This window comes from Brevibacterium antiquum (genome assembly GCF_016107655.1).
Lineage (GTDB): Bacteria > Actinomycetota > Actinomycetes > Actinomycetales > Brevibacteriaceae > Brevibacterium > Brevibacterium antiquum.
Window position 1 is genome coordinate 42,085 of sequence record NZ_JABASX010000002.1, and the last position, 26,876, is coordinate 68,960.

Below are 26,876 nucleotides of genomic sequence, written 5' to 3' on the forward strand. Positions count from 1 at the left end.
TGTTTTGGCGTACACAATTTTCATTGCGAACGCCTCATGCCGGGCAGCAGCCTGGTCAGCGGTCGGACACCAGTCCGGCCGAGCAGCATTCGTGAAAATTTGTTGATGTCTTCCGACATCGGCGCAAGCGAGCGTGGATCCCACGCAGACATGCTTGTTTCGAGAGTCGGTAACTTGTGAACTGGAGGAGAGTCATGGCAGCAAACTGCCAAGTAACCGGGGCCGTCCCTGGTTTCGGACACAATGTGTCCCACTCGAAACGAACCACCAAGCGTCGTTTCAACCCGAATATTCAGAAAAAGCGCTACTACGTTCCGTCTCTGCGTCGCAGCATCACCCTTAACCTGTCCGCCAAGGGCATCAAGGTGATCGATGTGCGCGGTATTGACGCCGTCGTCGGCGAACTCATTGCCAAGGGAGTGAAGCTCTGATGGCTAAAGCACAGGACATTCGTCCCATCATCAAGCTCAAGTCGACCGCTGGCTCCGGGTTCACCTATGTGACCCGCAAGAACCGCCGCAACAACCCGGATCGCATGGTACTCAAGAAGTACGATCCAGTTGTTCGCAAGCACGTCGATTTCCGAGAGGAGCGCTGAGCGCATATGGCTAAGAAGTCAAAGATCGCACGCGACAAGCAGCGTCGCGTCATTGTTGAGCGCTACGCGGAGCGTCGTGCGACGCTCAAGCGCCAGCTGACACACCCAGACAGCACCGACGAGCAGCGTGAAGAAGCACGCCTCGGACTGCAGAAGCTTCCTCGCGATGCCTCACCAGTGCGTGTGCGCAACCGCGACCAGGTGGATGGCCGTCCACGCGGCTACCTCCGCAAGTTCGGTCTCTCCCGTGTTCGCTTCCGCGAAATGGCACATAACGGCGAGTTGCCCGGCATCACGAAGTCAAGCTGGTAATCTCGAGGAAGTTCGTTATCGGAAAAACGGACCGGTAACCGACCGACTTGTCCTAAGGAGGACACTTTTATGGCTAAGAACCGCAGTGAGCTCGTAGCAGAAGTTGCAGAGAATTCCGGACTGACCCAGAAGCAGGTCTCGGACGTTCTTGACGGTGTCTTCGATGTCTTCTCAGACGTCGTCGGCAAGGGCGAAAAGCTCACCATCCCTGGATGGCTGTCTGTCGAGCGCACCGAACGTGCCGCTCGCAAGGGACGCAACCCGCAGACCGGCGAAGAGATCCAGATCAAGGCCGGCTACTCCGTGAAGCTGTCCGCTGGTTCGAAGCTGAAAGCTGCCGCTGGCAGCCCTAACTGAGCCTCGCGCATCAGCGTGGAATGACCCGGACCTTTTGGTCCGGGTCATTTCTTGTCTCCTCGCCGAGATCCCGACCACGTCCGCGCCTCGCAATTGGCTCGGTCTCAGGCTCCGGCGATATCCTTGAACCATGAATGAAGCGGCGGTCTGCCACCAGTGAGCACTCAAGTCTTCGAATCGGTCACCCGATTCGCGTCTCGCGCGGCTGTTCCCCTCGTCGTCATCGGCGGCCTCGGTGTGGGTATGGCCGCGATGCTCTTCACCGGAGCAGCGGAGTCAACACTCCTCAACGACCCCGGCCCCTACGTGCGATTCGGTCTTCCGGCCGCGAAATTCTTCTTCAACATTTCGATGGCACTGACTCTGGGCGCACTGATGTTCGCCCTCCTCATCCTGCCCCGCACACAGGGGCGAAGCCGGAACAGGAAGACGAGCCCCGCGGCCGCGAAGTCGGGCACTGCCGATGAGCTCCCATTCAATTCGCTCTGGGAGAAGACCCTGAAGATCGCCGAGGTGGCATCGGTGGTCTGGACGATCTCTGCAGTGGCCGTCCTCGTCCTCACCTTCGCCGACACCGTCGGCGCACAGGCCTACCTGGACTTCTCCAATCAGCTCGGTGTGTTCCTGACCCAGATCGCCTTCGGTCAGCTCTGGACACTCATCGTCGTCCTCATCGCCGTCGCCTCGACTCTGTGCTTCGGCACACGCAGCTACCTCGGCATCGCAGCGGCGGGCGTGCTCGGCGTCGGCGTGATGATCCCGTTGGCACTGATGGGACACTCCGCTGAAGCCTCCGGACACACCCAGGCCGTCAACAGCATCGGTCTGCACCTGCTGGGCGTCACCATCTGGTTGGGCGGCCTCTTCGTCATCGCCCTCCTGGGCTCGGACCTTGCCCGCTCCAACCACCTGCGCAGTACGATCGAACGCTATTCCTCGTTCGCACTCATCGCCTTCGCCCTCGTTGCCTTCTCCGGCGTGGTGAACTCGCTGTTGCGCGTGCACAGCCTCGCTGACGTCATGACTCCCTACGGGCAGGTGATCGTGGCGAAGGCCTTCGCCACGATTCTGCTCGGTCTCATCGGGTTCTGGCACCGTCAGTTCGTCATCCGCCGTCTGGGCACCGCAGCCTCGGCGACCAGGGAATTCTGGCGGCTCATCATCGTCGAGTTCGTCATCTTCGGCGCCACGATGGGCCTCGCGGTCGCTCTGTCGCGGTCCCAGCCCCCGGTCTCACAGGAGCCGGTGGGTGACCCGTCGCCGGCTGAGATCCTCACCGGCGAGCCGCTTCCTCCGCCGCCGAGCTTTGCCCGATACTTCACCGAGTGGTCCCTGGACCCGCTGTGGGTCGTCGTGGCCGTGGGTCTGGCCACGGCCTACATCGTCGGCTTCGTCAATCTCCGGCGCCGAGGTGATTCCTGGCCGGTCCATCGCCTGATCTGCTGGTTGCTCGGCATGATCTTCCTCGTCTACGTCACCTCCGGCGGCGCCAGGGTCTACGGTGAGATCCAGTTCTCCGGACACATGATCCAGCACATGCTCCTGATCATGGTGGTGCCTCTGCCGATGGTGCTCGGCGCACCCATCACGATGCTCATGCGTGGAACGAAGGCTCGTACGGACGGTTCGCGTGGGATCCGCGAGTGGGTGCTCTGGCTCGTCCACACCCCGTATATGCGCTTCTTCGCGAACCCGATCTTCGCCAGCGTGAATTTCGCCGGTTCCCTCGTCATCTTCTACTACTCGGGCGTGATGAAGTACGCGCTCGAATGGCACCTCGGCCACGAGCTGATGATCATCCACTTCCTCGGCGCGGGCTATCTGTTCGCCCAGGCTCTCATCGGCATCGATCCCGGCGTGGAACGCCCGGGATATCCGCTGCGACTGCTCATGCTGCTCATCACGATGGCCTTCCATGCGTTCTTCGGGATCTCGATCATGAGCTCCGAAGTCCTCATCGAGGGCGACTGGTTCGGCAACATCGGCGCCGACTGGGGCTATTCGGCGATCGAAGACCAGCAGACGGGCGGCGGAATCGCCTGGGGCATCGGCGAATTCCCCACCCTGTTCATTGCGATCATGGTGGCCTTCCAATGGTCGAAGTCCTCGGATCGAGAGGCTAAGCGCATCGACCGCAGCGAAGCGCGCACCGACGACGCGGAACTTCGCGCCTACAACGACATGCTCGCCAACATGGCCCAGCGCGACGCGAACAGTGGTCAGAGGAGCAGATGACTGCACACCTCGTGTGCGGGAATGTGCACAGATAATTCCCGGATTCGAGCCCCTTCTGCACCCAATCGCCTGCCGGATGGCGCAGACTGTTGCATGGATCATATTCATCCACAGCGTCACGCAACCCGCGCCGATGACGTGGACCTGAAGCCGCATTGCAGGGGCTTGCAGGTTCACCTCCGCACGGGTCGAGACGCCACAGCGAGTCGATCCGCGCATTCAACGGTGATGCGGATCGTGGAAATCAAGGAGAGTCATGAGTTCTTCGAACAATGCCGAGAGGAAGACGATACGCGCACAACTGCGCAAGGTCGTCGCCGCTTCGATGGCAGGAACCGTCGTCGAGTGGTACGAGTTCTTCCTCTACGGTTCGGCCGCCACCCTGGTGTTCAACCACATTCTGTTCCCACCGTCGGACGACCCTCTGACACCGATCCTGGCGGGCTTCGCCACCTACGCGGTCGGCTTCATCGCTCGACCCATCGGCGGCATCGTCTTCGGCCACTTCGGTGACAAATACGGACGCAAGAAGCTGCTGCAGCTGTCGATCGTCCTTGTCGGTGCGGCCACATTCCTCATGGGATGCCTGCCGACCTTCGACCAGATCGGGCCCTTCGCCCCGATTCTTCTGGTTCTTCTGCGGGTCGTCCAAGGGTTCGCAGTCGGTGGCGAATGGGGCGGAGCTGTTCTCCTCGTCGCCGAACACGCACCGAACAAGGAACGCGGCTTCTGGTCGTCCTTCCCGCAGTCAGGCGTGCCCCTGGGCAACCTGCTCGCCACCGGCGTGCTCTTCGTCCTCACTTCAACACTGACCGAAGAGCACTTCCTGTCGTGGGGTTGGCGTGTGGCCTTCTGGCTCTCAGCCATCATCGTGCTCATCGGCTACTACATCCGCACCCGTGTCTCCGACGCTCCGATCTTCGAACAGGTCCAGGCTGAGGAGATCGAAGAGGGCGTGGACTACGGAATCAAGGCCGTCTTCAAGCGCTACCCGCGTGAGGTCTTCGCCGCGATGGGGCTGCGCTTCGTCGAGAACATCCACTACTACCTCGTGGTGACCTTCTCGATCACCTACCTGGCGATCGCGGTCAAGATCGAAGCCGCAGAGATCCTCGGGCTCCTTCTCGGAGCCCACGCGATCCATGCCGTGCTCGTGCCCCTCGTCGGGGCGATGGCGGACAAGGTCGGGCGCAAGCTGCCCTACGGCATCGGAATCGTGCTCACCGCTTCGTGGGGCTTCTTCGCCTTCCCGATGTACGACACCGGCAGCGGTGTGATGATCTTCCTCGCCTTGCTGCTGGGGCTCATCTTCCATGCACTGATGTATGCCGGACAGCCGGCGATCATGTCAGAGATGTTCCCTACCCGCATGCGCAACTCGGGTGTCTCGACCGGATACCAGGTCACGGCGATCGTGGCCGGATCGTTCGCTCCGATCATCGCCACTGCGCTGCTGCAGAAGTTCGACTCCTCGGTGCCGATCGCGTTCTACCTCCTGGCTGCCGCCATCATCTCGATGGTCGCGCTTCTGTTCACAAAGGAGACGAAGGGCATCGATCTGCGTTCACTGGACCAGGTGGACAAGGACCGCCGTCACGCGGTGAAGCGCTGATACTCACACCTCAGCACTCGAACGCACACCAGTGAGTTCGGAATTCGGGGCGGTGCCGATGATCGTCGGCACCGCCCGAATGCATGACAGCGGACAACACAACAGCGGACAACACCGTCGAATTACGACACGATCGAAGGGACTGCAATGGTCGATCTCAACAAGAAGCGCGCCCTGGTCACTGGGGGAGCCTCCGGCCTCGGCAAGGCGATGAGCGAAGCCTTCGCCGCAGCCGGAGCACACGTCATCGTCGCCGACGTCAACGCGGAATCTGCGGAAGCCGTAGCCAGCGACATCGGAGGAGTGGCGTGGACGGTCAACCTCGCAGACACCTCGGCGCTGGATGGAGTCGACCTCGACGTCGACATCCTGGTCAACAACGCCGGCATCCAGCGGATCCATCCGATCACGGAATTCCCGCTCGACGAATGGCGACTCATCAACACGCTCATGCTCGAAGCGCCGTTCGTGCTGACCAAGGCAGCGCTGCCCGCGATGTACGCCAAGGGATGGGGCAGGGTCATCAACCTCTCCTCGATCCACGGGCTGCGCGCCTCGGCGAACAAATCAGCTTACGTGGCGGCCAAGCACGGGCTCATGGGATTGACGAAAACGACCGCATTGGAAGCCGGTCCGCACGGTGTGACCTGCAACGCGATCAACCCTGGTTATGTGATGACACCGATGGTCAAGGGTCAGATCGCCGATCAGGCGAAGACGAACGGCATCACCGAGGACGAGGTTCTCGAACAGGTCTTCCTCGGACATTCTGCCGTGCCGAAGCTTGCTGATCCCGGCGACATCGCCGCTCTGGCACTGTTCCTGGCCAGCGATGCTGCCGCCGTCATCAACGGCAGCGCACACAGTGTCGACGGCGGCTGGTCCGCCGCCTGAGGCCTGCGGATGACTGAGCTGCCGCGCAGAACCAGGCTCGAGGCAGCGTGAGTGCAGGCCCGATTCAGAGGACCTCGAGGACGCTGCGGACTCCTGCGTTGCGCAGGGATTCGTGGCGGACCGAGGCCCAGTAGGAGACCGGTTTCGAGAATTCCTCGGGCAGCACCTGCACGAGGCGACTGTTGCCCACGGCGAGGAAGTCGGGCAGGATCCCGATCCCGACTCCGTTCGACGTGGCGAGCACGTGCGCATGCACCGAGGTGGAGCGGAAGAACCCCTTGCCGCGCGGCAGCGCATTGCCCGCCTCGTCGAGGTCATCGACCTGGAGCGAGTTCTCGATGTAGTAGATGAGCCGGTGCTCGGCAAGATCATCAAGCGTCGTCGGCATCGTGTGGGACGCCAGGTACTCACGGGAGGCGTAGAGCTGGAGCCGATAGTCGCGGATGTGCTTCGCGACGCTGCGTGGTGCGTCCGGCCTGCCGACGACGACCTCGATATCGACACCCGAACGGTACTGCCGGGCCCGCTGCGTGGCAGTGATGAGTTCGAACTGCAGACCGGGATGGCTGCGTTGCAGCTGGGTCAGGGCCGGGACCGCGAATTCAAGGGCGAAGGCCTGCGGGCAGGCCAAACGGATTGTCCCTGACAGGGCGGAGCTGGCGTGGGCGTCGATGCGTCCCAGGGCAGACTCGATGTCCTCGGCCACGGGAAGCAGGTGACGTCCGGCAGCGCTGAGCTCCCAGCCGTCGGGTGAGGCCACGAGCATACGCTCGCCATAGGCCTTCTCCAGGGCGGCGATGCGTCGGGAGACTGTCGTGTGGTTGAGGCCCAGGCTGTGCGCAGCGGCCGTGAACTTGCCCAGCCGAGCCACGGCAAGCAGCGTCAGCAGATCTTCGGGAGAGATCTGCGAACCGGATCCGCCTGGTGCATATGAAGCCATAGTGCTTCCATCCTATCTGCGTGCACGCACATATCTGGTGCGGAATATGTGATTCCGCTCGACAGGTGTTGGTCGAGCGACTGGCGTAATGTGAGTGGGAACACTGCAGCAGCTGCGTTACAGACTCAGCAGCATTTGAAGAACATGATGCGAGGAGGCATTTTATGTCGACAATTGGATGGGTCGGCCTGGGAAACATGGGGCGTCCGATGACAGCGAACCTGGTCAAGGCCGGTCACACTGTGAATGGCTTCGATCTCGTCGAGATCGCCGTCGAAGAGGCGGCCAAGCACGGGGTGAATCCTGTGAAGTCCATCGCCGAGGCGGTCGCCGGAGCCGACATCGTGTTCACGATGCTGCCCAAAGGTGAGCACGCCCGCGCCGTCTACCTCGAGGCCGACGGCGTGTTGGCCCACGCAGATACCAAGACACTCCTCGTGGACTCGTCAACGATCGACTTCGACTCCGCCCGCGCACTGCATGCGGAAGCGGCCAAAGCCGGCTTCCGTTTCGTCGACGGTCCCGTGTCCGGCGGCGTCACCGGTGCCGAGGCAGGCACGCTGACCTTCATGCTCGGCGGCACCGATGAGGACGTGGCCGAGGCGAAGACGTTCATCGAGCCGATGGCCGGCAACATGTTCCACGCCGGTGGCGAAGCCGCGGGTCAGGCTGCCAAGATCGTCAACAACATGATGCTTTCGATCAGCCTGCAGGGCGTCGTCGAAGGGGCCGTGCTCGCTGATCGCTTCGGTCTCGACCCGAAGGTCTTCTATGACATCGCGACGGTCTCCTCCGGAGATTCCTGGCCCCTGCGCACTTGGTATCCGGTGCCGGGCGTGACGGAGACCGCGGCTTCGAACAACTCCTTCAAGCCCGGCTTCGCCGCGGCACTCATGCACAAGGACGTCGGCCTCGCGCTCGCCGGTGCCGAGACTCAGGGCGTGGACCTGCCTGCAGCGCAGCTCGTCCACGCTCAGCTGCAGAAGCTCGTCGACGCGGGCCTCGAAGGCCTCGACACCTCGGCGCTGATCAAGAACATCGACGCCAAGGCCGAGGGCCTGCCCGAATAAGGACGAGCGCGCGAATCTGACGCAACGCGGCTGCGATGGGCGTCGTTGCGATGAGCACCGCTGCGATGAGCACGGCAGCGACGGCAACAGCGACGTGCGCGGCAGCTGACAGCCTCGTTCCGCCGCACAGACACCAACGGTTGGTCAGTTCTCTTCGATCCACGAGCGAGCGTCGAGGTGAACTTACCAACCGTTTGCTGTGCAACAGGGCGCGGTGCCGGCGACATGCAACTCCGACGGGTAGGGCCTGCGTCTCCGACGGGCAGAACCTGCAACTTCGACGGGTACATGTAAGACTTGAAGCATGAGTTCCCCAGGCACACCTGAATCACAGAACACACCAGAATCATTGGCACCTGACGCCATCGCCTCCATCAGAGACAACCTCGACGAGGTGGCCACTCGTGCGGCAGCCGCCGCCGAGGCGAACGGTCGGACGAGTGATGATGTGAAGGTTCTGCTCGCGACCAAGACTCAACCGGCGGCGAAGATCCGAGTGGCCCTCGAACATGGGTTCACCCTCATCGGGGAGAACAAGGTGCAGGAGCTGGTCGGCAAGGCAGACGACTTGGCCGATCTGGACCATGAAGCCCACCTCATCGGTCCTCTGCAGAAGAACAAGGTCAATCACACCCTGCGCCATGCGCACTGCATCCAGTCCGTCGACAATCTGGAACTGGCGACGAAGATCAACAACCGTCTTGAGGTCCTCGACCAGACTGTGGACTTCTTCGTACAGGTCAACACTTCCCGCGAAGATTCGAAGTCCGGGATCGCGCCCGAGGAGACGGAGGCGCTCATCTCTGAACTCCGGGACCACACGCGGATGCGACTGCGTGGTCTGATGACGATCGGTCTGCCCGGACGCACACCGGAAGAGATCCGTCCCAGCTATGCTGACCTGCGAGAACTCAGCGAGAAGCTCATCGCCTCGGGTGCTATGTCAACCGACGCCACTGAGCTGTCCATGGGCATGAGCAACGACTTCGAGCTCGCAATCGCCGAGGGTGCGACCATGGTCCGCGTTGGTTCCAGTGTGTTCGGTGCCCGCGATTACACCTGAGGCAAGCAATGACCACTCCTGAAGCAAGCGGCGACCACACCTGAGGCAAGCGGCGACCACTGCTGAGACACCCACGGCTGACCGTCACGTTCGAGGACTGGGGCTTTGGTCACATGATGACACCAGGCCTCCCACCGCGGCGGTGAATCTGTGAAGATGGAGCTATGAACACCAGTCCGCAGGAATCCCAAGCGTCCGCGGCGCCTGCCGCCGCGCAGTCCCACCAGGTCAAGGTGCGCGCACCCGAGCTCATCGGCCGCAGGTGGATGAACTCCGGCGGCAAGGAGCTGAGCCTGGCCGATCTACGCGGCAAGGTGATTCTGCTCGATTTCTGGACCTTCTGCTGCATCAACTGCCTCCACGTGCTCGACGAGCTGCGTCCGCTCGAGGAGAAGTACGCACAAGAGCTCGTCATCATCGGCGTCCACTCGCCGAAGTTCGAGTTCGAACGCACCGTCGAAGCCGTTGATCAGGCAGTCGAACGCTACCAGGTCGAACACCTCGTCCTCGACGATCCCGACCTCGTCACCTGGCAGGCATACACCGCCCGTGCCTGGCCCACGCTGGCCGTCATCGACCCAGAGGGCTACCTGGTCGCGACCCTGTCGGGCGAAGGTCATGGTGCCGGCCTCGGTGAGATCATCGAAGGACTCATCGAGGAGCACTCGGCGAAGGGCACACTGCACTCCGGCGACGGGCCCTACGTGCCGCCGCCAGCACCGGAGACCGAGCTGTTCTACCCCGGCAAGGTCACCGCATTGCCATCGGGCAATCTCCTCGTCGCCGATTCGGGACACCACAGCCTCGTCGAATACGATCGTTCGGGCCAGGACATCATTCGGCGCATCGGCACCGGCGAACGCGGCGCGGGCGACGGCGATTTCGCGCAGGCGTCCTTCAGCGAACCCGGCGGCATCACCGTCCTTCCCAGGGACATGGCGGCGAAGGTCGGCTACCACCTCGTCGTCGCCGACACCGTCAACCACACCCTGCGCGGCATCAACCTCGAGACCGAAACCGTGACGACGATCGCCGGCACCGGAGCTCAGCACATGGTCGGCGCGATCGACAACGTGGTCGGCACCCACAGGGAACTCGGCCGCTACGACGGCCCCGCCCTCGACGTGAAGCTGTCCTCACCGTGGGACGTCCTCTACGTCCCCTCCACCGCCGAGGTTGTTGTGGCGATGGCCGGCAACCACACCATCTGGTCGTTCAACCCCGAAGCCGGGTCGATCCGGCTGCTCTCGGGCACCATGAACGAGGGCCTGGCCGACGGTGATGCGGACAGCGCATGGTTCGCGCAGACATCGGGCCTCGACCTCACCTCCGATGGCGAGGTGCTCATCGCCGACTCGGAGACCTCGGCAATCCGACGTCTCGACCCGAACACCGGAGCTGTGTCCACGCTCATCGGTGAAGGACTCTTCGACTTCGGCTTCCGTGACGGTCCCGCCGCAGAGGCCAGACTGCAGCACCCGCTGGGAGTGCGGAGCCTGCCGGACGGATCGATCGCGATCGCCGACACCTACAACGGGGCGATCCGCCGCTATGACTTCACCACGAACGAGGTTTCGACTCTGGCGCGCGGCCTCCGCGAACCATCCGACATCTTCGTCCTCGACGCCGCCGACTCCGCACCGGCCGAGCTCCTCATCGTCGAATCGGCCTCGCACGCCCTGACCAGAGTGAAGCTGCCCAAGAACGCCCAACGAGTCGACGAGGGTGCGCTGACCAGCAAGCGCCCCTCGACTGAGATCTCCTCGGGCCCAGTGGCAGTGTCCGTGAGTTTCACTGTTCCAGCAGGTCAGAAACTTGATGACCGGTGGGGAGACCCCACATATCTGCAGGTCTCGTCGACACCACCGGAGCTGATCGTCTCCGGCGACGGCGGCGCAGAAGGACTGAAGCGCGACATCGTCATCAACCCCGAACTCAAGTCAGGGGTCCTGCACGTGACCGCACGAGCCGCTGCCTGCGATGGCGAACCAGGCGGAGAGATCCCCCTGCACGCCGCGTGCCACCTCTACCAGCAGGACTGGGGCATTCCAGTCGACCTCGTCGCCGCAGCTCCGGCCGAACTCACCCTCGACCTCCGCGGAGCCTAAGGCCCGCCGCAACCTGCTCGTCATTGTGGACTTACGTTCGAAAATCGCGAACTTCTCGCACGCAAGTCCACAATGACGCGGGGCTCAGTTGCGACGGCTGCTGCGCGGGGCTCAGTCGCGACGGCTGCTGCGCGGGGCCTGAAGGACCAGTGAAGCCGTCGTAACAGCCCTTGGGCAGCTATTTCACGGTCACGTCGCCGAGGCGGCGGGGATCGAAGCGGACCTGCGAGGACTTGACGACGACGGAACCTCCCATTTCGAAGGAGAGCGTCTCGTCGAAGTCGTGCTCGGCCGCCGTGACGATGTCGCGATAGCGTCCCTGGATGCGCACCTCGACCGTGGACGGGGTGAGCTCGAGATCGTTGCCCGAGGCGGTCAGGCTGACCTCTGGTTCGCGAGCCAGTGACCACTTCACATCGCCGAGGATCTCGTTGTCCGTCTCGTAGCCGAACACGCAGTCCGAGGGGTAGAGGGTCTTCGACTTCACACATTTCTGCAGATGCTCGGTGACCTGCTCATCGACCGACTGCTCCAGCTTCGCCGTGGGCTCGGGCGAGAGCGCGATCTGGGCGGTGTCGGTCGGGGCGATCACCTCGGCGCGTTCGGGCTTCGACTTGAGGTAGGTCGCATCGAAGCCGACGAGGTAGGTGGCCGGAAACAGCACGGGTACCGTTCCGGCGGCGACTCCGTAGCCGTTGACCGTGGCCGTTGACGACCCTTCGACTTGCAGGTCGAGGGTCGGCCACTCCTCCTGCTCGATCGCCCACCGGTCGAACAGTCCGGCAGTCGCCGGCAGCTTGATCATCGACAGATCCACGGTCTGCGTCTGCGAGGACAGAACATAGCTCAGCGAGACCTTCGCATGGTCGCCGTCCATCGATACCGTCGTCGCCTCAGCATCGCGCGGCAGGTCAGGGGCGGCAGAGAGCACATCATGATTGAGCGCCAGAGTCGACGATGGGGTGGGAGAGGCGAGATAGGAGAACGCACGTTCGGCGTTGGCATCCTCGATCGCGGAAATATAGGCTTCAGCGGCGCGGGCAGGAGTGTAGACGGTGAGGTTGAGGAGGGGAACTGCTGCCACGGTGAGGACGATGACCAGGAGCGCCGCAATCAGAAGCTTGCGCGAAGTTCGCATTGCGTCTCCTGATTCGGTGGGGGATGAAGGAATTTCAGTGTAATGCCAATTGCCCGCCACCCGGCTCTATGAACGGCGAGGACGCGCGGGCAGGGGAGTCGGACGCGCGCCGGTGGGGTCATTCCACCGAGTACGCGTGCAGCGCCTGGGTGTCGACCTCGACGAAGACGTGGGTGCCGACCTTGACGTTGGCACGCAGGGCGGGGATCGACTCGCCGAGGCTGGGGTGGAGCACGCCGAATCCGCTCTCGCTGTCGGACACGCCAGCCAGATCCGCCAGGTCCACGTCGAGGGCGAGTCCCATCTCGGTGTCGACCGGCGACAGCTTCGCCTGCAGACAGGAGCCGCGGTCGCGCAGTCCGATGACGACGGCTTCGAACACCGTCGCCGAGGTGAACGCCGGGTCGTGTTCGTCCAAGGACAGGAGAGCACTGCGCCACCCGAGAGTGACGAAGACCTTCCCGTCGAGTTCGGTCCGAGCCTTCACCGCAGAGTGCCCGATCGACAGCCAGCCCTTGCGTGCCAGCCCGGAGTAGACGTTGACCCTGCTGAGTTCGGCCGGCAGGGAGCCCCTGGGCTCCGTGACGACCTGTTCCAAAGTGCCGAACGAGACGAGCTCGCCTTTTTCGATATCGGCCACCCCCGCCTCGGCGACGGTGAAGTCGGTCAGTGTATTCGAGGTGAAGACGATCCCGCGGCCGTGCGCTGCGGCCAGATCGGCCAGACGACCGCGCAGGCCGGCGCGCACATGTCCGGGGACGGAAGCGAAGGGGTCGATGAAGGTCAACCACGGCAAGCCGCTCGCCCAGGCCACGGCCAGGCCGAGTTTCGCACGCTCACCGGCATCAAGTTCGCCGAACCGGCGCCTCAGGACGTCAGGGTTGACTCCGAACTCCGTGCACGCCAGAGCCAATGCCGCCTCCCCAGATCCGGCATTGGCTTCGCGAAGATATGTTCTGACCCACCTGCGCACACGTGTGAGACCCGACCGGAGCCCGGTCGGGAACCGCGGCGGAGGTGCGACGTCGGAGCGCGCAGCAACGGACAGCACCACCTCAGTGGTGCTGTCCGTGCTGCCCATGAGACCGAGCATTGTCCCTGCTCGGAGACGACCGAGATCGATCTGGTGTCTGCCGAGGTGCAGCCCCGCTAGGGACAATTCATCGTTCAACGGATCTTAGAACTCCGCAGGATCGTCGGAGGCGGTCATCCGCCGACGAGTGATGACGACGGCTGCGGCACCGACGACGAGGAGTCCGACTCCGAGCGCCAGTCCGGTCATCTCGGCACCGGTGCGGGGCAGGTCACTGCCGCTGTCGCTGCCGTTCTCCCCGCCCTCATCGACCGAGGTGCCGTTGGTGACGACGGTGAAGCTGCCGCCCTGTGCCTTGTCGAAGCTGTCGGCCTGGGCTGTGACGTTGTACGTTCCCAGCACAGCCTTGACCTTCGCCTGCACGCCGAAGGTCGCCTTGCCCTCGGAATCGGCTTCCTTGGTCATCGTGTAGCGATCGACCTTGCCCTGAGCATGCTCGACCGTGATCGTGATCTTCTCACCTGGCTGCGCGCCGGTGATGCCGAGCTTGATGCCCTCATTGAGGAAGTCCTCGGAGCTGATCTCGGTCGGGTCGATGATGAGCGCCTGGGCCGCGGTTGCCGCGGCCTTCTTCTCACCGTCATCGGTGCCGGGGCTGGCCGGAGCGGTCGTCTCCGACGGCTCTGCCTTCGGAGCGTCCGACTCCGGAGCTTCGGGCCCGGCCTCGGTGGGAGCAGGGGCCTCCGACTTGTCCTCGGTCTCCGTCGGCTCGGGAGTCTCGGACTCCTTCTCGGTCGGCTCGGGAGTCTCGGACTCCTTCTCGGTCGGCTCGGGAGTCTGAGTTTCGGTCTCCGTGGGCTTGGGTGTCTCGGATTCCGTCTCCGTCGGTTCCGGAGTCTGAGTTTCGGTCTCGGTCGGCTTCGGAGCTGCGGGCTTCGGGGCTTCCTTGGTCTCCGTGGGCTCTTCGCTCGGCTCTTCCGACTTGGTCTCGGTCGGAGCCGACGTTTCGGATGGCTCATCGGTCGCGGTCTCGGACGGTTCTGGGGCCGGTCCTGTTGCAGGTGAGCAACCGGAGCCCTTGGCGTCCTCGTCGATGTCCGAGTCACTGGCCACGACCTCGAAGGAGACCTTCGAGGAGTCCTTCTCGGTCTTCTCATCGGTGAGGTAGAGCGAGTATTCGCCGGAAGGAACCTTGGCGTTGTCCGTGACGGAGAAGAAGTAGGTGCCGGACACCTTGCCCTTGTCGTCGACGGTCAGCTTGGTCTCCGGCGAGTACTTGGACCCGTCGGTACCGACGACCGTGACGGTCGCCTTGCTGTCGGGGGTGAATCCGGTACCGGAGAATCCGATGCCCTTTTTGCGATCCGCGATATCGGCCCGGGTGACCTGTGCCGCAGACAGTGTCGCCTGCGGGTCCGAGCTGTCGGGAACCTTGGAATCTGGGTCGTTTGACTGCTGCGCACCTTCATGTGCACAGAGCGGGCCTGCCGGCACCGGAGCGGACTCTGTCGCTGCGAACGCGGGAGCGCCAGCAAGACCTGTCAATGCAACGGCTACTGCGGGGGCAAGCACAAGACGCGAGGTCTTCACAGTAATGCCTTTCGTTCGTTGTCAACCCACGAAAGACGATGGACTCCCGGCATTCCTTGGCTTAAGAAGAGGAAGGCACCATCGTGCGCGGGTTCGTACAGCTCCTAACTCTAAGGCATTCACGATCGGCTGTGGGGAGACACACGGGAGAAAACCAGCAAAAACACCACTGATCGTTATCGAGTCGTTACCAAACTCCGGTGTGTCGCGGAGTCTGTGAGCAATTTCGCCCCTTCGTGGGTACTGCTCACTGCACTCCTGAGCCCGGGGCGACTACCATCGGATACGTGACTCTCCTTTCCGATCGCGACATTCGCGCCGAGCTCGACTCCGGACGCATCGCCCTCGACCCCTATGACCCTTCTCTGATCCAGCCAGCCAGCGTAGACGTGTGCCTGGATCGCTACTTCCGTCTGTTCGACAACCACAAATACCCGGTCATCGACCCGAGTCTCGATCAGCCCGAACTCACCCGCTTCGTCGAAGCAGCGCCAGGAGAGCCGTTCGTGCTGCATCCGGGCGAATTCGTGCTCGCCTCCACGCACGAGCTCGTCACACTGCCCGACGATGTGGCCGCGCGGCTGGAGGGCAAGTCGTCACTAGGACGCCTTGGACTGCTGACCCACTCCACGGCAGGCTTCATCGATCCCGGGTTCAACGGTCATGTGACTCTCGAGCTTTCGAACGTCGCGACTCTGCCCATCACCCTGTGGCCGGGAATGAAGATCGGCCAGCTCTGCTTCTTCCGCCTCAGCTCGGCTGCGCTCAATCCCTACGGTTCGCAGGCCACCGGCAACCGCTATCAGGGGCAGCAGGGCCCCACGGCCTCCCGTTCTCACCTCAACTTCTACCGGAGGGGCATGTGACCACCCGCCGAGAGCTGCGGATGCAGCGTGAGGCCGCCGAGCGTGTCAGCGACACGGATGTCTCGGCGGACCTGCGCGGCTTCCATCTGCTTCTCCTCGACGAAGGGGTCGAGGTCTCCGATGTGCTCGCGCTCGTGCACAACAGGCTTCCCGACCTCGCGCCCCGCCTGGATGAAAGAGGCCAGCTGAAGCTGAGTCGACACTCGCGTCTGAGTGAGGGAGTCGACCTCGATGCTGCCGCGATCGCCGCGCTCGAGGTTCCCGACTGGGCTCATCACGCGGTAGTCATCGACTGCCCCCGAGACCGCGAACCGGTCCCGCCGCCGGACTGGTTCAGCGACGCAGACGGACTCCATGAGGCGTTCCCGGCAGGGCTGCCCGACCGGGAGGAGGAGCGGATGCTCAGCCTCATCCTGGGCGTCGCATCACGCCTGCACACCGGTGTCCGCCTCGCGGACGAAGCGGGCCTGCCGACTCGGGTCATCGTGCCCGACCCGGAGGCGAAGATCGACCTCTACCTCTACTCGTCCTATTGGCTCGAGCCCGACGTGGCGCTGTCGCTCGTCCGCAAGCACGCTCCGCACGCCTTCCAGCAGGCGCTGCCGACGCCCGACGAGGCAGTCCTGGCTCAGGCCACGATCGACGATCCGCTCTTCGATCCCTCGGCACCGGTCATCCTCGACGGCTATTCGCTCCTCGTCCCTCTCGGGGAGATCAGCGAGAAGGCAGGCATGATTGAGATCCGCGTATCGGAGGCTGACTGGGTGCCGCCGATCATCGGCAAGCATCTTCAGATGCCGCTGATCGAGTACCACGTGCACTGGATGGATACCGAGTCGAAGCGCTACCAGCCAGTCCCGACCCGTCGTTTCCGGCGAATGCGCAACAAGGTGGCCGGCCTCGTCGACAGCATCGGAGCAGAACTGCTCATCGGCTGTGACGGCACAGGCCTGGATGAGATGGGCTTCCTCGTCACGAGCAGCCAGCTCCGCAGCTGACGCAGGTTCCAGCCCGCAGCCCCAGCTCGCCGCCCCCACCCCCTCTGCCAAGTCGACTTCGCCGGCAGTGAACGTTTTGAATCGAGCAGAATTCGCGCAGAACCTGTGTCAAATGGGCGTGGAACGGGCGTGGAATCTGAACAGAATGTGTTCATAATGACTGCTGCGAACGGCCTCATTGATTGGGAGATACGCGGGGTGTCGTGAGAAAATAATGTTGAGCACTACATTCTGGCAAATCTTATAAATGACGGAGGTGTCCGCCGGTGATAGTCATGACAGGAGCCTTTTTCGGGGCTGCTGTCATTGCGTACCCACTGGTCAGACGCCTCGGTCGCAACGGGTTCTTCTTCCTTGCGCTGGTGCCGTTCGCCGCGCTGATCTTCAGCCTGGCCCAGGTCCCCGACATCTTCGGGTCCGCAGGTTCGCCCTTGGTCGAGAGCATGAACTGGCTGCCGGCACTCGGCCTCGAGGGGATCTTCCGCCTCGACGAACTCTCCTGGATCATGAGTCTTCTGGTCACAGGCGTCGGTGCCCTCGTCTTCGTCTACTGTGCCCGCTACTTCCCGCCCGATGAGCCCGGCCTGGCCCGGTTCGCCGCAGTCTTCATGGCCTTCGCCGGAATGATGTACGGACTCGTCGTCGCCGATGAGCTCCTCATGCTCTACCTGTTCTGGGAAGGCACCACGGTCTTCTCCTACCTCCTCATCGGCCATAGCCAATCCCGCCGTCGCTCCCGCCAGGCCGCACTGCAGGCCCTCATCGTCACCACGGCCGGCGGGCTGGCCATGCTCGTGGGTATGATTCTGCTGATGGCCGCGACCGGAACAGGCCAGATTTCCACACTCATGGAACGCGCCAGTCTCGGTCTGGACACCGGGCCCGTCATCGTCACGGCCGTGATCCTCATCCTCGTCGGTGCGGTCTCGAAGTCCGCGCTGATTCCCTTCCACTTCTGGCTCCCCGGCGCCATGGCAGCACCGACCCCGGTCAGCGCCTACCTGCATGCAGCGGCGATGGTCAAAGCGGGGATCTACCTCATTCTGCGTCTGGCACCGGGCTACCACTCACTGCCGGGATGGTCGGAGACCCTGCTCACGCTGGGTCTGCTCACGATGTTCATCGGCGGCTGGCAGGCCCTGAAGCAGACCGACCTCAAACTTCTGCTCGCCTTCGGCACGGTCTCCCAGCTCGGATTCCTCACGACGATGGCCTCTTTCGGCACACCCGACATCACCAAAGCCGCGCTATCGATGCTCATCGCGCACGCCCTGTTCAAGGCCTGTCTGTTCCTGTGCGTGGGCATCATCGACCATCGTGCCGGCACGCGTGACCTGACGAAGCTCTCCGGAGGCTGGAAGGCCTTCCCCGTCGTGGCCGTCTGCGCCACGATTGCCGCAGCCTCGATGTCCGGCCTGCCGCCGCTGCTGGGCTTCGTGGCCAAGGAAGCGGTCTATTCGACCCTGCTGGCCTCTGGGGACAAGGCATCGATCATCGCGCTGATCGGCGTCATGATCGGGTCGATGCTCACCGTGGCCTACTCGGCACGCTTCGTCTGGGGCGCGTTCTCGAGCAAAGCGGGCGTCGACGACATCGCCCGCCGCGATGAGAAGATCACGCTCATCATCTCCCCAGTCATGCTCACCGTGCTCACCGTGGCGTTGGGACCGGCCGCCGGGCTCATCGACGGTTACTTCGGAGCCTGGACCTCGACGCTGCCGGTCATCGACCCCGGCGACGGCGACTACCACCTGGCCCTGTGGCACGGGCTCGAACCTGCACTGGCCCTGTCCGCGATCACGATCGCCGTCGGTCTGGGCCTCTTCTTCCTCCGCGACTCGTTTGCCAAGGTCCAGTCGACGCTGCCCTCGGGCCTGGACTTCCACGACCTCTACAGCAAGCTGATCAGCTGGATGGAGAGGTTGGCCCTGTGGGTCACCTCCCGCACCCAGCGCGGTTCGCTGCCGTTCTACCAGAGCGTGATCTACCTCGTCCTCGTCGCAGGCATCGGTCTGGCCGTGATCTCGAACGACACCTGGAACATCGATTTCAAACTCTTCGACACCCCGCTCGACCTCATCATCGCAGCGGTCCTCATCATCGTCGCGGTCGCAGCCACCCGCGCAAAGAAGCGTTTCACCGCCGTGGTCGTCACCGGAATCTCGGGCTATGCGATGGTCGCCTACTTCGCCTTCGTCGGAGCTCCGGACCTGGCCCTGACCCAGGTTCTCGTCGAGACCATCACCATCGTCGTCTTCGTCCTCGTCCTGCGCCGACTCCCGGCTCGGATCGGTCAGAGCACCGGACGCTTCACCCCGGCCTGGCGTGCCATCATCGGTGCCGCAGTCGGCGTGACCATGATGGTGGTCGTGCTCATCGCCGCCGGTGTGCGCATCAGCGACCCGGTCTCCGTGGACTTCGGTCAGCTCGCCTATGAACTCGGCCACGGCAAGAACATCGTCAACGTGACTCTCGTCGACATCCGCGTCTGGGACACCCTCGGTGAGATCTCGGTCCTCGTCGCTGCCGGCACCGGAATCGCCGGACTGATCTTCGTCCGCGGCCGTGAAGGACACCTCCACCGCTTCGTGTCCCGCCGTGACGGCACCGAGCTGCAGGGGCGGGTGCGCTTCCAGCCCGTCGCCGAGGAGATCGGGAACTTCCACGCCTCTCAGCGCGAGGATGTGACACAGCGGCGAGTCTCCTGGCTCATCGCCGGACGCACACTGGCCCCACGCAACCGATCCATCATCCTCGAGGTCACCGCCCGCCTCGTCTTCCACGCTGTCCTCATCTTCTCCCTCTACCTCCTCTTCGCCGGCCACAACGAACCCGGCGGCGGCTTCGCCGGTGGCCTCGTGGCCGGTCTGGCACTGGTCGTGCGCTACCTCGCCGGCGGCAAATTCGAACTCGCCGAGGCAGCCCGCTTCACCCCCTCGGGCATGCTGGGAACCGGAATGATCATGGCCGTGCTCACCGGCGTCGGCGGTTGGATCTGGGGCGACACCGTGTTCAAGTCCGTCTATCTCGAGGGCGACATTCCGGTGCTCGGGCACCTGTCGTTCGGAACCTCGACGTTCTTCGACATCGGCGTCTACCTCATCGTCGTCGGCCTCATGCTCGACATCCTCAGATCATTGGGCGCCGAGGTGGACCTGCACCAGGAGCGCGATGAGATGGTGCTGACCAATCGACTCAACCAGTCGTACAACCTCTCGGAGAACTTCAGCGCCGAGGCCGAGCACGATGCGGTCTCCTCGATCCTCGACCGTGTCAACCACCTCGACGTGGACAACGGCGCGGAAGGGGGACGGCTATGACTGTGCCCTTCATCATGGTGCTGGCGATGGGATTCCTCTTCGCCTGTGGCATCTACCTCATGCTCGAACGCTCGCTGACCCGTGTGCTGCTGGGCTTCATCCTCCTGGGCAACGGAGTCAATCTCCTCATCATCCTCACCGCAGGCAGGGGAGCTCCGCCGTTGACTGACGGGAAGAACCTGTCCACGGAGGGCATGTCGGATCCGCTGCCACAGGCGCTCATCCTCACGGCCATCGTCATCACGTTCGCGGTCACAGCGTTCCTGCTGGCCATGATCTACCGCTCCTGGCGATTGGTTCGCGCCGATTCGCTGCAGGACGACACCGCCGACCTGCAGGTGGCGATCACGAAGATGATCGACTCCGAGGCGGAGGCGAGCACGGACTACGACGACACCGAGTTCGGTGATGAGGCCGAGAGTCCGATCACCGGAGCCATCGACCTCGACGACGACGGCAAGCCCCACGAACGTGAAGACAACGAGGTCAGCACGGACAGGGCCGAGAACAGCGCGGGCACGGGCAGGGCCGGGGCCACCTCGGCGAACAAGGACGGCGGAGGTTCCGAAGGAACCGAGACGGAGGAGAAGAAATGATGGATCTCCTTCCCATGCTTGTGCCGCTGCCCGTCCTCCTGCCCCTCCTCGGTGCAGGCTTGGCACTGGTGCTGTCGAAGCACTCGCGGGCGCAGAACATCGTGTCGATTCTGATCCTCAGCGCGGTCATGATCATCTCCCTCATCATGCTCTTCGGCGTCGACGCCCACGGCCCGCAGGTCGTGGCGATCGGCGGGTGGGAGCCGCCCGCAGGGATCGTGCTCGTCGCCGACAGGCTCTCCTCGCTCATGCTCGTCGTATCCTCCCTGGTCACCTTGTGCGTGCTCGTCTACGCGCTCAGCCAGGATGCCAACGACGATTCGAACGAGACCCCGATCTCCGTGTTCAACCCCAGCTATCTGGTGCTGTGCGCGGGTGTCGCCAACGCCTTCCTCGCCGGTGACCTCTTCAACCTCTACGTCGGCTTCGAGATGTTCCTCGTCGCCTCCTATGTGCTGTTGACACTGGGTGCCACGGCCGAGCGGATCCGGGCGGGCGTGACCTACGTCGTCGTCTCGCTCGTGTCCTCGATCATCTTCCTGGCAGCGATCGGCGTCATCTACTCGGCGACCGGAACAGTGAACATGGCCCAGCTGTCCGAGCGGCTGAGCGAGCTGCCGCCGGATGTGCAGATGATCCTGCATGTCCTCCTGCTCATCGGCTTCGGCATCAAGGCCGCGATCTTCCCGCTGTCCTTCTGGCTGCCCGACTCCTATCCGACCGCTCCAGCCCCGGTCACGGCTGTGTTCGCGGGGCTGCTGACGAAGGTCGGCATCTATGCGATCATCCGCACCGAGACGCTGCTGTTCGCCGAATCCTCTCTGCGAGTGCCTCTCCTGATAGCGGCAGCATTGACGATGGTGGTCGGAATCTTAGGCGCAATCGCCCAGTCGGAGATCAAGAGGATCGTGTCCTTCACCCTCGTCTCCCACATCGGCTACATGCTCTTCGGTGTGGCGCTGGGGACCACTGTCGGACTCTCTGCCGCCATCTACTACACGGTCCACCACATCATCGTCCAGACCGCGCTGTTCCTGGCCATAGGAATGGTGGAAATGCGAGGTGGGTCGACCTCGACCAGGTCCTTGGGTGGGCTCATGGTGCTCTCACCGGCGCTGTCGATCGTCTTCTTCATCCCTGCCCTCAACCTCTCCGGCATCCCGCCGTTCTCCGGGTTCATCGGCAAGGTCGCCCTCTTCGCCGCCGGCTTCTCCGACCACGACTGGCTCGCTGTCAGCCTCATCGTCGCCGGCACGGTGACCAGCCTGCTGACCCTCTACGTCATCGGGCGTACCTTCAACCTGGCCTTCTGGCGTGACCCCGCGGATGCGGAGGAGCCGAACGAAGAGCTCGTCGCAGAATTCGCCGAACGCAAGAAGGCCAAGCTCGCGGGCAAGCCCTGGAAGTCGCAGATCGGCGTTCCGGGATCGATGTTCGCCGCCACCACTGTGGTCGTGGTTGCGTCGATCGTCCTCACGGTCTTCGCAGCCCCACTGTGGGATATGTCGGACCGTGCCGCGGAGAACCTGCAGTCGCCTGTCAACTATGTGACGACCGTGCTGGGCGGTGATGACTCATGAGCCCGAACAGGCCACCTCGGATGACGAAGGGACGAAGCTTCGTCCAGCAGCTCGTGCTGGTGTTCTTTCTCGTGGTGCTGTGGGTGATGCTCTGGGATGCGGTATCGCTCATGCACATCATCACAGGTGTCGTCCTCTCCCTGGTCGTGACCCGCGTGTTCTATCTGCCGCCGGTGGTGCTCTCCGGCAGGTTCAACATCATCCACGCCCTCAGCTACGGACTGTGGTTCCTCTATTCGCTCATCATCGCCTCCGTCGAGGTGGCTTGGTACGCATTCCGGCCCCGGGCGGTGGGCGCCGGATCGGTCATCGCCTGCGACCTGCGCACGAGTTCGGACCTTCTGATGACGCTCGTCGCCGACACCGCCAGCCTCATCCCCGGATCGATCATCGTCGACAGCGACCGGGCGCTGGGCGTCCTCTATCTGCATGTTCTCGACTGCGATTCCGAGGAGAAGGTCCTCAACGCGAAAGAGCTGGTCTACCATATCGAAGAGCTGCTCATCAAAGCCCTCGGCTCCCACCGTGACCTCGCTGCACTGAAGGTCAACCCCGATCCGTTGGCCGACGAACGCGGAGGTGACCGATGAGCCAGATCGTCCTCGACACCCTCGTGGTCATGGCCTCGGTGCTGCTGGCCTCCTCGGCGATCATCGCCCTCTATCGCATCGTCCGTGGGCCCTCGATCCTCGATCGCATGATCGCCACCGACGTCGTGCTGGCCTCCATCATGTGCGGTTTGGGCGGGTTCATGGCCCTGTCCGGTCGCACGGACCTCCTGCCCGTGCTCATCGTGCTGGCGATGCTCGGGTTCGTGGGCTCCGTCAGCGTCTCCCGGTACGTGTCCAAGTCCGATTCCATGACCCCCGGCGCGGAGGTGGGCTCACTCAGTGACTTCTCCAGCTCGGACTGGCACATGCCCAAGGAATCAGCCGATGGCGCCGAGGGGCACAGTGACACCGAGACCCGCCAGCAGGCACAATCCTCGGTCGGTGAGGAGTGGCCCGATGACGTGGCCCGCGGAATCTCCGATGTCGCCGACGGACCCGATGCGATCACCGTGCAGGAAGACGAAGAGCCAGTGACCGTGGGACTCGACCAGGGAACCGACCCCGGTGCCGTTGCCGACCCCAGCGCCGAACCCAGCGTCGATCCCGACGCCGACCCGGAGGCGCAGGGCGAGGGGTTGGGCACGGGACCCGACTCGGGACCCGAGGACTCCGACGACGGTGAGCGCACCGGACCTGAAACAGATGACGACGAAGGTGGACGCCGATGATCCTCGACATCATCTCTGCGGTGCTCATCCTCCTCGGCGGGGTGCTGTCGCTGGCTGCCGCGCTGGGTCTGCTGCGCTTCGGCGATCTCCTCTCACGCATGCACGCGAGTGCAAAGCCCCAGATCCTGGGGCTGCTGATGGTGGCTGTCGCGATTGCGATCCAGTACCCGGCATGGTCGACGGTGACGACGTTGGCGATCGTCATCTCGTTCCAGCTCGTCACGATCCCCGTGGCCACGCACATGGTCGGACGCGCCGGTTATCGCACCAAGCACCTGCGTCGTTCTATGCTGTACCGAGATGAGCTCGCCGAGGCGGTCGATCGGGCAGAGGCCAGGGAAGCCGCGTGGGAACGCAGAAAAGGAATCGGAACGGACCACAATGACGGTTGACACTCAGCACGAACCCCAGCCCTTGGTGCTGGTCGCCGATGACGAACCCGATGTCCTCGGCGCCGTCGTCCCCTTCCTCGAACGATCCGGTTTTCGGGTGCTCGCCGCCAGCGATGGCTTGCTGGCCCTCGACGAGATCCACCGGCACAGTCCCGATGTCTGCGTCCTCGACGTGCTCATGCCCGGTGCCGATGGCAGACAGGTTCTGCGACGGCTGCGCCAGGAGGAGAACTGGGTCCCGGTTCTGCTGCTGACCCAGGTCGGAGAGGCCGTTGAGCGGGCGATGGCGCTCGAAGAGGGTGCCGACGACTACCTCAACAAGCCCTTCGACCCGCACGAGCTCGTGGCGCGCATCCGCGCGGTGCTGCGTCGGACCCGGACAGACGGGCCTCCCTTGGCCACTGCTCCGGTGCTGGCTTCGAGCTTCGGTCTGCGCGTCGATCGTGTGGGCAGGCGCGCCTGGATGGGCAATCGCGAACTTGTCATCACGCCCAAGGGCTTCACCCTGTTGGAATACCTCATGGTCCACAAGGACGAACTCATCGAACGGTCCCGTCTGCTTGAGATCCTGTGGGGCTTCGAAGAGGCCGTGGGCACACGTGCGGTGGATTCCCGTGTGGCCGAACTGCGCCGAGTCCTCGGGGAGGACGCCGCCGAACCTCGATGGATCGCCACCGTGCAGGGGCGGGGCTACAGATTCGTCGGTGAGGTCCGAGGGGAAGATGGTCAGAGGTCCCCATGACGAACTTTCTGGTCTTCGAGATCCAGATCTGGCTGTTCCTGCTCCTGCTGTTCCTCGTGCTGGCAGGTTTGGCCGTCGGTGCCTTCTTCGCCTGGAGGTATCTGCGCAGACGTGAGGCCGCGTTGAAGGAGTCGATTGAGACGGCGGCGAGTGAGGACTCCCTGGCCAAACGCAATCGGATGCTCATCCGACTCGATCACGAGCTGAAGAATCCGCTGACCGCGCTGCGCACCTCGGCCGCGAGCATCCGCGACGTCGTCCGCGAGGGCGGCTCGATCAGCGAAGTCGAATCCTCAGCCAAACAGGTCGACATCTCCTCGCGCCGGGTCGCGCGACTCCTCGCAGACCTGCGCAAACTCGCCGACGTCGAGACCCGCATCATCGAATACTCCCGAGTCGATCTCGATCGGCTCATCCACCAGGCCGTCGAGGATGCATCGACGGCGCCCGGCGCCGAAGACCGCATGATCGTGGCCACGGTCGCCCGTGCCCCCTGGCGTCTGCCCGATGTCGCCGGTGAGGAAGATCTGCTGCTCACAGCGATCCTCAACCTATTGGGCAATGCGCTCAAATACTCCTCTCAGGCCGAAGTCGTCGAACTGCGTGCCAATGAGCAGATCATCGACAGCCACCGCTGGGTCGTCGTCGAGGTGGCCGACACCGGCAGCGGCATTCCGCTGACCGAGCAGGAGCAGGTGTGGGACGAACTCTCACGCGGCTCGCGCGTTCGGGCAGTGGCCGGTTCCGGCATGGGACTGTCACTGGTGCGGGCGATTGTGACCCGTCACGGCGGTTCGGTGCAGCTGTTCAGCCAAGAAGGTGTGGGCACCTCGGTGCGTATGGTGCTGCCGGTTCTCGGCGACGCCGCGCAGGTGACGGTGCCGCCGATGGCCGATCAGGTCGGGCACGCCGCGGCCGGATCTCATCCGGTCCAGCCGGTGCAGCTTCCCGACTCGGGGCAGTCTCCCGGATTCCTGCCTCCTCGGCAGCCCAATGAGGCGGAGCTTCAGGGACGGATCCTGGGCACACCGCGAAGAACCTCGAAGCGACGTCTCGAGCGAGTCGACGGCAACCTCGTCCACCGGTCGACGGGAGAATCCCTGGGCGGCGGTTTCCCACCGGACTCTGGTCAGCACTCCCAGTTCAAGCCCGGCCCCGGCGTGGGCCGGACACCCGGGAACCCACAGGCATCGCCGCAGTCTGGGCCGCAGCCTGGACCCCAGTCGGGCCCGGTGCAGGGTGCTGGCGGTCCGCAGTCGGGCCCGGTGCAGGCCTATGGAAGCCAGCCGGGACCGCAGCAGTATTACGGCAGCCAGCCCGGACCGCAACAGGCCTGGCAGCAGCAACCGCCGCAGCCTCAGCAGCCTCCGGCGCAGCCGCCTCAGACACAGCAGCCGGATTCGGGACAGCAGCCACGCAGCCGCCGTGAGCTGCGGCCGAGGGACGAACGGTGATGACACGCGCTGCGAAGGTGCGAACAGTCGTGGCGGGAGCGGCACTGTGCAGTCTTGCCCTCAGCGGTTGCTCGGCTCTGCAGATCCGCACCGCAGAACGGGATTCCGGTCCCGTCCGTGTGGCAGTGCAGAAGAAGGCCGGCGAGAACCGCAGCACGGCACCTCCTGACGACGGAATCCCCAAGGGGATGAAGGAAGTCTCGGTCAACCTCGGCGCCGAATGCCCCGTCGACGTCAGCGTTGCGATGACAGATGACTGGACTCAGGGATCGGCCACCGACGATTTCCACTCCTTCTCCCGCGGAACCTCCGTCGCCGACAGCGACACGATCCTCATCACCTGCAGCAAGGGCTACGACGAGTCTCCGCAGTCAGTCGTCGATGCGAAGAAGAAATACACGTTCGCGGAGCCGGACTCCTCGGTGATCTCTCAGCGCACGGGCAGCCTCGCGGCCGGATCCTACTGGTCTTACCAAGGTGTGCTCGGTCCGACGGAGATCTTCGCGATCAACCAGGAGCCGACAGTCATGTACGGGACCCGGATCGGATATCAGACCAATGGGCGCCTCGTCGACATCGGCGTCGAGATGCGCGCTCTCGAAACGGACACGGACGCGGCAGAGGAGTTCAAGCAGATGCTGCCCACGGTCACCATCGACGGCGAAAAGGTTCCCGCCCCGAGATTCAAATAGAAGTTTG

Annotated in this window: 25 protein-coding genes; 21 read left to right on the plus strand and 4 right to left on the minus strand. The window is 63.7% G+C overall.

Annotated features, from left to right (window positions below; all coding sequences use genetic code 11):
- The first annotated feature begins 194 nt into the window (after positions 1–194).
- From rpmB to JFC13_RS03535, 7 genes are all read left to right on the plus strand, one after another.
- Positions 195–431, plus strand: a complete 237-nt coding sequence (rpmB, locus tag JFC13_RS03505) for a 50S ribosomal protein L28 (protein WP_198395738.1) — start codon at positions 195–197, stop codon at positions 429–431.
- Entirely contained in the window at positions 431–598 is a 168-nt protein-coding gene (rpmG, locus tag JFC13_RS03510) for a 50S ribosomal protein L33 (RefSeq protein ID WP_143923870.1), read from the plus strand. The genes rpmB and rpmG overlap by 1 nt, the downstream gene beginning before the upstream one ends.
- Positions 599–604: 6 nt before the next feature.
- Positions 605–910 (plus strand): 30S ribosomal protein S14, encoded by a 306-nt coding sequence (gene rpsN / locus JFC13_RS03515; protein WP_009882241.1) that lies wholly within the window; start codon positions 605–607, stop codon positions 908–910.
- A 69-nt stretch (positions 911–979) separates the two neighbouring features.
- Positions 980–1,267 carry an HU family DNA-binding protein gene (locus JFC13_RS03520; protein WP_009882243.1) on the plus strand — a complete coding sequence of 96 codons (288 nt, stop codon included), beginning with the start codon at positions 980–982 and terminating at the stop codon, positions 1,265–1,267.
- Positions 1,268–1,423: 156 nt separating this feature from the next.
- The gene (locus tag JFC13_RS03525) at positions 1,424–3,502 is read left to right on the plus strand and encodes a cytochrome c oxidase assembly protein (protein WP_198395739.1); all 2,079 of its coding nucleotides are present in this window, start codon (positions 1,424–1,426) and stop codon (positions 3,500–3,502) included.
- A gap of 256 nt (positions 3,503–3,758) precedes the next feature.
- Positions 3,759–5,114, plus strand: coding sequence for an MFS transporter (locus JFC13_RS03530; protein ID WP_232488165.1), 1,356 nt, complete (start codon positions 3,759–3,761; stop codon positions 5,112–5,114).
- A 147-nt stretch (positions 5,115–5,261) separates the two neighbouring features.
- On the plus strand, positions 5,262–6,008 hold the full coding sequence (locus JFC13_RS03535; RefSeq protein WP_198395740.1) for a 3-hydroxybutyrate dehydrogenase: 747 nt from the start codon (positions 5,262–5,264) through the stop codon (positions 6,006–6,008).
- Between the two features lie 64 nt (positions 6,009–6,072).
- Here JFC13_RS03535 and JFC13_RS03540 read toward each other — a convergent pair whose 3' ends face one another.
- The gene (locus tag JFC13_RS03540; protein WP_198395741.1) at positions 6,073–6,948 is read right to left on the minus strand and encodes a LysR family transcriptional regulator; all 876 of its coding nucleotides are present in this window, start codon (positions 6,946–6,948) and stop codon (positions 6,073–6,075) included.
- Positions 6,949–7,112: 164 nt separating this feature from the next.
- Here JFC13_RS03540 and mmsB point away from each other — a divergent pair, with 164 nt between their 5' ends.
- The 3 genes from mmsB to JFC13_RS03555 all read left to right on the plus strand — a co-directional run bounded on the left by mmsB (position 7,113) and on the right by JFC13_RS03555 (position 11,189).
- The gene (mmsB, locus tag JFC13_RS03545) at positions 7,113–8,018 is read left to right on the plus strand and encodes a 3-hydroxyisobutyrate dehydrogenase (RefSeq protein WP_198395742.1); all 906 of its coding nucleotides are present in this window, start codon (positions 7,113–7,115) and stop codon (positions 8,016–8,018) included.
- Between the two features lie 304 nt (positions 8,019–8,322).
- A complete protein-coding gene (locus JFC13_RS03550; protein ID WP_198395743.1) occupies positions 8,323–9,081 on the plus strand; it encodes a YggS family pyridoxal phosphate-dependent enzyme in 759 nt (252 codons plus the stop codon).
- Positions 9,082–9,245: 164 nt separating this feature from the next.
- Positions 9,246–11,189 carry an NHL domain-containing thioredoxin family protein gene (locus JFC13_RS03555; RefSeq protein ID WP_198395744.1) on the plus strand — a complete coding sequence of 648 codons (1,944 nt, stop codon included), beginning with the start codon at positions 9,246–9,248 and terminating at the stop codon, positions 11,187–11,189.
- 178 nt (positions 11,190–11,367) lie between these two features.
- Here JFC13_RS03555 and JFC13_RS03560 read toward each other — a convergent pair whose 3' ends face one another.
- The 3 genes from JFC13_RS03560 to JFC13_RS19795 all read right to left on the minus strand — a co-directional run bounded on the left by JFC13_RS03560 (position 11,368) and on the right by JFC13_RS19795 (position 14,950).
- A complete protein-coding gene (locus JFC13_RS03560) occupies positions 11,368–12,327 on the minus strand; it encodes a hypothetical protein (protein ID WP_198395745.1) in 960 nt (319 codons plus the stop codon).
- 118 nt (positions 12,328–12,445) lie between these two features.
- Positions 12,446–13,408 (minus strand): ATP-binding cassette domain-containing protein, encoded by a 963-nt coding sequence (locus tag JFC13_RS03565; RefSeq protein ID WP_232488166.1) that lies wholly within the window; start codon positions 13,406–13,408, stop codon positions 12,446–12,448.
- A 96-nt stretch (positions 13,409–13,504) separates the two neighbouring features.
- The gene (locus tag JFC13_RS19795; protein ID WP_198395747.1) at positions 13,505–14,950 is read right to left on the minus strand and encodes an LPXTG cell wall anchor domain-containing protein; all 1,446 of its coding nucleotides are present in this window, start codon (positions 14,948–14,950) and stop codon (positions 13,505–13,507) included.
- A 287-nt stretch (positions 14,951–15,237) separates the two neighbouring features.
- Here JFC13_RS19795 and dcd point away from each other — a divergent pair, with 287 nt between their 5' ends.
- From dcd to JFC13_RS03625, 11 genes are all read left to right on the plus strand, one after another.
- Positions 15,238–15,816 carry a dCTP deaminase gene (gene dcd / locus JFC13_RS03575; RefSeq protein WP_198395748.1) on the plus strand — a complete coding sequence of 193 codons (579 nt, stop codon included), beginning with the start codon at positions 15,238–15,240 and terminating at the stop codon, positions 15,814–15,816.
- Complete coding sequence (locus JFC13_RS03580; RefSeq protein WP_198395749.1) at positions 15,813–16,814, plus strand: hypothetical protein; 1,002 nt, start codon at positions 15,813–15,815, stop codon at positions 16,812–16,814. The genes dcd and JFC13_RS03580 overlap by 4 nt, the downstream gene beginning before the upstream one ends.
- Positions 16,815–17,089: 275 nt before the next feature.
- Positions 17,090–20,134: a Na+/H+ antiporter subunit A gene (locus tag JFC13_RS03585; RefSeq protein ID WP_198395750.1), complete on the plus strand. Its 3,045-nt coding sequence runs from the start codon at positions 17,090–17,092 to the stop codon at positions 20,132–20,134.
- Positions 20,131–20,730 (plus strand): Na(+)/H(+) antiporter subunit C, encoded by a 600-nt coding sequence (locus JFC13_RS03590; RefSeq protein WP_198395751.1) that lies wholly within the window; start codon positions 20,131–20,133, stop codon positions 20,728–20,730. The genes JFC13_RS03585 and JFC13_RS03590 overlap by 4 nt, the downstream gene beginning before the upstream one ends.
- A complete protein-coding gene (locus JFC13_RS03595) occupies positions 20,727–22,310 on the plus strand; it encodes a Na+/H+ antiporter subunit D (RefSeq protein ID WP_198395752.1) in 1,584 nt (527 codons plus the stop codon). Before JFC13_RS03590 ends, JFC13_RS03595 begins: the two co-directional genes overlap by 4 nt.
- Positions 22,307–22,900, plus strand: a complete 594-nt coding sequence (locus JFC13_RS03600; RefSeq protein ID WP_198395753.1) for a Na+/H+ antiporter subunit E — start codon at positions 22,307–22,309, stop codon at positions 22,898–22,900. The genes JFC13_RS03595 and JFC13_RS03600 overlap by 4 nt, the downstream gene beginning before the upstream one ends.
- Entirely contained in the window at positions 22,897–23,589 is a 693-nt protein-coding gene (locus tag JFC13_RS03605; protein WP_198395754.1) for a monovalent cation/H+ antiporter complex subunit F, read from the plus strand. Before JFC13_RS03600 ends, JFC13_RS03605 begins: the two co-directional genes overlap by 4 nt.
- Positions 23,586–23,981 carry a monovalent cation/H(+) antiporter subunit G gene (gene mnhG / locus JFC13_RS03610; RefSeq protein ID WP_198395755.1) on the plus strand — a complete coding sequence of 132 codons (396 nt, stop codon included), beginning with the start codon at positions 23,586–23,588 and terminating at the stop codon, positions 23,979–23,981. Before JFC13_RS03605 ends, mnhG begins: the two co-directional genes overlap by 4 nt.
- Positions 23,971–24,723, plus strand: coding sequence for a response regulator transcription factor (locus JFC13_RS03615; protein WP_198395756.1), 753 nt, complete (start codon positions 23,971–23,973; stop codon positions 24,721–24,723). Before mnhG ends, JFC13_RS03615 begins: the two co-directional genes overlap by 11 nt.
- Positions 24,720–26,177 carry an ATP-binding protein gene (locus tag JFC13_RS03620; RefSeq protein WP_198395757.1) on the plus strand — a complete coding sequence of 486 codons (1,458 nt, stop codon included), beginning with the start codon at positions 24,720–24,722 and terminating at the stop codon, positions 26,175–26,177. The genes JFC13_RS03615 and JFC13_RS03620 overlap by 4 nt, the downstream gene beginning before the upstream one ends.
- Positions 26,177–26,869: a hypothetical protein gene (locus tag JFC13_RS03625; RefSeq protein WP_198396067.1), complete on the plus strand. Its 693-nt coding sequence runs from the start codon at positions 26,177–26,179 to the stop codon at positions 26,867–26,869. Before JFC13_RS03620 ends, JFC13_RS03625 begins: the two co-directional genes overlap by 1 nt.
- The last annotated feature ends 7 nt before the right edge of the window (positions 26,870–26,876 follow it).